The 5,304-nt window shown below is 44.4% G+C and carries 2 protein-coding genes; both read left to right on the forward strand.

The features are described 5' to 3' along the window. Positions 1 to 2,813, forward strand: a 2,813-nt coding sequence (locus E1963_RS19030) for a DEAD/DEAH box helicase family protein (RefSeq protein WP_167482275.1), incomplete at its 5' end; no start/stop codon positions are given. A 564-nt stretch (positions 2,814 to 3,377) separates the two neighbouring features. Next, positions 3,378 to 5,195 carry a reverse transcriptase/maturase family protein gene (locus tag E1963_RS19035; RefSeq protein ID WP_132281634.1) on the forward strand — a complete coding sequence of 606 codons (1,818 nt, stop codon included), beginning with the start codon at positions 3,378 to 3,380 and terminating at the stop codon, positions 5,193 to 5,195. Positions 5,196 to 5,304: the final 109 nt, after the last annotated feature.

The following is a 5,304-nucleotide window of genomic DNA, read 5'->3' on the forward strand; positions in this document are numbered from 1 at the left end:
AAGAAGAATATGAGGCGGCAAGACAGTCTACCTTGACTGCATTTTATACACCGCCAGTCGTGATCCGTTCCATGTATCAGGCACTGGAGAATATGGGGCTGAAATCAGGGAATATTGTGGAGCCATCTTGTGGAATCGGAAATTTTATCGGAATGAAACCGGAAAGTCTGTCTGACTGCAAGGTATATGGTGTGGAGATTGACAGTATTTCCGGTAGGATTGCGGCACAGTTATATCAGAAATCCACCATTGCGGTGCAGGGATATGAGGAAGTGAATCTGCCGGACAGTTTCTTTGACGCGGCAATCGGAAATGTGCCTTTCGGACAATTTAAGGTGTTGGATAAGAGATATGATAAAAATAATTTCTTGATTCATGATTATTTCTTTGCAAAAACTTTGGATAAAGTCAGACCGGGTGGTGTGATTGCATTTATCACTTCTTCCGGTACAATGGATAAATCCAATCCGGCAATCCGAAAATATATCGCACAGAGGGCAGAGTTAATCGGTGCAATCCGATTGCCTAATGATACGTTCAAGGGAAATGCAGGAACGGAAGTGACCTCAGATATTTTATTCTTGCAAAAGCGTGACCGTGTGATAGAAGTTGAGCCTGAGTGGATTTATCTCGATACAGATGAGAATGGCATTACACAGAATTGCTACTTTGTGCAGCACCCGGAAATGGTTTTGGGTGAAATGGTCATGGAATCCACACAGTATGGAATGGACAGCACTTGCAGACCATACCCGGATAGAAGTCTGGAAGAGCAACTTGCTGAAGCGATAGAGACAATACAAGCGGAAATCTCCGAATATGAGGCAGAAGAACTGGTGGAGACAGAGGATAAATCTATCCCTGCTGATTTGACGGTTGCAAATTTTTCTTATACCTTGCATGAGGGGCAGATATATTATCGGGAAAACAGTCGCATGAAACCAGTAGAGTTGTCGGTCACAGCGGCAAACCGTGTAAAAGGTATGATTGCCATTCGTGATTGTGTCCGGGAATTGATTGCTTATCAGACAGAAGGCTATTCGGATTCTGTGATTACAGACCAGCAAAAGAAGTTGAATACGCTGTATGATCGTTTTCAGAGTAAATATGGATTATTAAATGCCAGAGCAAACAGCACTGTTTTTTCAGATGATAACAGTTATCCGCTATTATGTTCTCTTGAGATTGTGGCAGAGGATGGAACGCTGGAGCGTAAGGCGGATATGTTTACGAAACGTACCATTAAACCGCATCAGACCGTTACGAGGGTAGATACTGCCAGTGAAGCCCTATCCTTATCTCTTTCAGAACGAGCATTTGTGGATATGGACTATATGTGTTCCTTGACGGGAAAGAGTGTGGATGTGATTGAAAAAGAACTGGAGGGCGTCATTTTCCGTTTGCCGGACGTACCGGGGAGCGATGCAAAATTTGTATCGGAAGATGAATATTTGTCCGGTAATGTGCGTCAGAAGTTGAAAGAGGCAATTCTTGCGGCAGAGGGAAATGAAGTGTACCGTTCCAATGTAGAAGCATTGAAGAAGGTACAGCCGAAAGATCTGACCGCATCAGAAATCAGTGTCCGGTTAGGAGCTACATGGATACCGCCAAAGGATATAGAGGACTTTGTATTTGAACTTCTGGAAACACCGAACTATTCAAGGTGGAATATCAAAGTCCGGTTTATCAAAGTTACGGGTGAGTGGAATATTGAGGGCAAAAGTGTTGATCGGGGAAATGTGAAAGCCAATAGTATGTATGGTACACACCGGGCAAATGCCTACCGGATTATTGAGGACACCCTAAATCTGAGAGATGTCCGCATTTATGACTATGTGGAAGATGAGTACGGAAAGAAAAAGGCTATCCTCAATAAAAAGGAAACTGCCATTGCACAGGGGAAACAAGATTTAATCAAGCAGGCGTTTTTAGACTGGATATGGAAGAATCCTGAACGAAGGCAGAGATTAACTGCTGATTATAATGAGAGATTTAATGCAATCCGTCCGAGGGAATATGATGGAAGTCATTTAAACTTTTATGGCATGAATCCAGAAATTAAACTACGACAGCACCAGAAGAACGGTGTTGCCCGTATTATTTATGGAGGAAACAGCCTGCTTGCGTATGTGGTAGGAGCCGGAAAGACCTACACGATGGTAGCCGCAGCGATGGAGTGTAAAAGATTAGGACTCTGTAACAAATCTATGATTGTTGTGCCGAATCATATCATTGAACAGTTTGCTGCGGAGTGGCTGCAATTATATCCTTCTGCTAATCTTCTGGTATCTACGAAAAAAGATTTTGAGACAAAGAACCGGAAGAAGTTTTGTGCCAGAATTGCCACCAGTGACATAGATGCGGTGATTATTGGGCATTCACAGTTTGAGAAAATACCGCTTAGTGTGGAACGTCAGGAACGGATGCTGCGGGAGCAAATACAGGAGGTGGTAGCTGGAATCCGGGAGGCAAAGAACAGCAGGGGGGACCGTATTACGGTGAAGAAACTGGAGAAAACAAAGAAATCGTTGGAAACCCGGTTAAAGAAACTGAACGATCAGAGCCGGAAGGATGATGTGGTATGCTTTGAAGAATTGGGAATTGACCGTCTGTTTGTGGACGAGGCAGATTCCTATAAGAACCTGTATCTGTATACGAAAATGAGAAATGTGGGCGGAGTTGCACAGACAGAGGCACAGAAATCTTCCGATATGTTTATGAAAACCGGATACCTTGATGAACTGACGGGAGGGCGTGGAGTTATTTTTGCAACAGGAACACCTATCTCTAATAGTATGGTGGTGCGCCCGTAAGGGGCTGTAAATAATTTTACCTTGAGCAAGTAATAGGGAAAGGTATCAAAGCGGAATTATCCGCACCCTATCGTCACCCGACTTATCCGAAAGGGAAACCGGACGAGGAGTGTAGCATGTCGGAGGGCACGGGACACAGTAACTTCCACCGTGTCAGCGTGGCAGTGACGAAAAGCTATGAATAAGGATGAAAGCTAGACTGCCTGAATGACAGCCGGAGGTTGGGCAAAATGTTGCTCCATGCGTAGGGAAGTTGTACCCGCATGTGTTTTGGTGGATATGGGTCGGCCATACGTATCCACTGGATACCCTAAGCAAACCAGCCACAGGATAATGGAAAACGGCGAACGTCACATCCGAAATCATAGCAGGCTTATGTTATTACAGTTCTAAACGGGGATTGCCTAAAGCAGAACGCCGTACTACGGCTATGGACGATGGTTCTGAATATCTGCTATGGAAACAGAGTCTCCGTAGTAGTCCGAGGACGGGAAAGCCGTCCGCATGGCGAAGGGAGACAGTTTTTCTTCAATACAAATAATAAGGAAAGGTGCGTGAGGCATTATGAGAAGTCCCGAAAATGTATTGAAAAGTTTAAGTGAAAAAGCAACAGACAAAACGTATAGGTTTGAAAGGCTATATCGAAATCTGTACAATCCAGAGTTCTATCTGCTGGCATACCAGAAGATTGCGATCTCTCAGGGGAGCATGACCGCTGGAGCAGACGGGCTTACCCTTGATGGCATGAGCATGGAGCGTATTGAGAAGCTGATAGCGAAACTGCGTGACCACTCATACCAGCCGAACCCGGCAAGGCGTGTATATATTGCAAAGAGAAACAGCAGTAAAAAGCGCCCGCTGGGTATTCCGTCCACGGATGACAAGCTATTGCAGGAAGTTGTCCGCATGATATTGGAAGCAATCTATGAGCCTGCGTTCTCTGAAAACTCCCACGGTTTCCGACCGAACAGAAGCTGCCACACGGCACTAAAAGAAATATCGACGCTGTTCACGGGGGCAAAGTGGATAATTGAAGGGGATATAGAGGCTTGCTTTGACAGCTTCGACCACCATATCACGATACAGTTATTAAGAAAGCGTATTAAAGACGAAGCATTTATCTCCCTGATGTGGAAGTTTTTACGGGCAGGATATATGGAGCAATGGACATACCATGAAACATACTCGGGAAGTCCGCAAGGTTCCGGCGTCAGTCCGATACTTGCAAACATCTATCTGAGTGAGCTTGATGAGTTCATGGCGATGATGAAAGCATATTTTGACAGAGGGGAAACAAGAAACCGCAAAGTCCACAAAGACCATGATAAAGTACGGTGGGCGTTCCGAAAAGCCAAGAAGAACCTGGAACTGGCGCACACGGAAGAAAACTTGAAGGCATTTAAAGAAGCCCAAAAGGTATTGCTTTCCACGCCACATCTGGACGAAATGGACGATGGCTACAAAAGGCTTCAATATAACCGTTACGCCGATGATTTTCTGATTGCGGTAACGGGTTCAAAAGAAGATGCGCAGGAAATTAAAGATAAGGTCAGGGTTTTCCTAAAAGATAGCCTGAATCTTACAATGTCAGAGGAAAAGACGCATATAACGCACTCCTCGGAAAAAGTGAGATATTTGGGGTATGACATTAAAGTATCAAGGAGCCAGGACACAAAACGAATCAAAAAGAAAGGATTGCAACGGGTGTGGTATGGGAAAGTGCAGCTTTATATGCCGAAAGAAAAATGGATTGCGAAGCTGCATGAATATGGAGTATTTAAGATTAAAAAAGACGGAGACGGGAAAGAAATCTGGAAGCCGCTACACAGAGGGTATCTAATGCCGCTGGACGAAGTGGCAATCATCAGCAAATACAATTCTGAAATCAGGGGATTGTACAATTATTACAGATTAGCAATCAATGTGAGCAATCTGGGGAAATTCCATGGGGTTATGCGTGGAAGTTGCTTAAAAACACTTGCGGCAAAGTATAATTCATCCGTGATGAAAATGTACAAGAAGTACCGCAGTGAAAAGGGGGACTTTGGCGCAAACTACAAAACTAAGAGTGGGATAAAACGGTGCGAGTTTTACCATGAGGGATTCAAACGCAATAAAAATATTGCCCCCGAATTTGTGGATGTTATGCCACAGTTTAGAGGACGGATAAAGCCAAACAGCCTTGCAGGACGCTTAAAAAGCGGCAAATGCGAAGCGTGTGGGGCAAGCCCGGTCAAAGTTTATATGCACCATGTTAAGAGGCTGAAAGATTTAAAAGCCGATAACGAATTTGATTTGCTGATGATGAAAAAAAGGCGGAAGTCACTGGCTCTCTGCCCAAAATGCTATGAAGAAGCAAAACTAAAATCACTTAGACTATGAAAAATGGAGAGCCGTGTACATCGAGAGGTGTAAGCACGGTTCGGGAGGGGGTTACGCTAAGACCGCTGACGAAAGGAAGTATGGCGTGGCGTTTCCTACCTTATGAACT

The organism is Extibacter muris, from assembly GCF_004345005.1.
GTDB classification, from domain to species: Bacteria; Bacillota; Clostridia; order Lachnospirales; family Lachnospiraceae; genus Extibacter; species Extibacter muris.

Excerpts from the sequence above, each read along its gene's own strand:
- E1963_RS19035 (WP_132281634.1), top strand. The coding sequence starts at position 3,378 with ATGAGAAGTCCCGAAAATGTATTGAAAAGTTTAAGTGAAAAAGCAACA.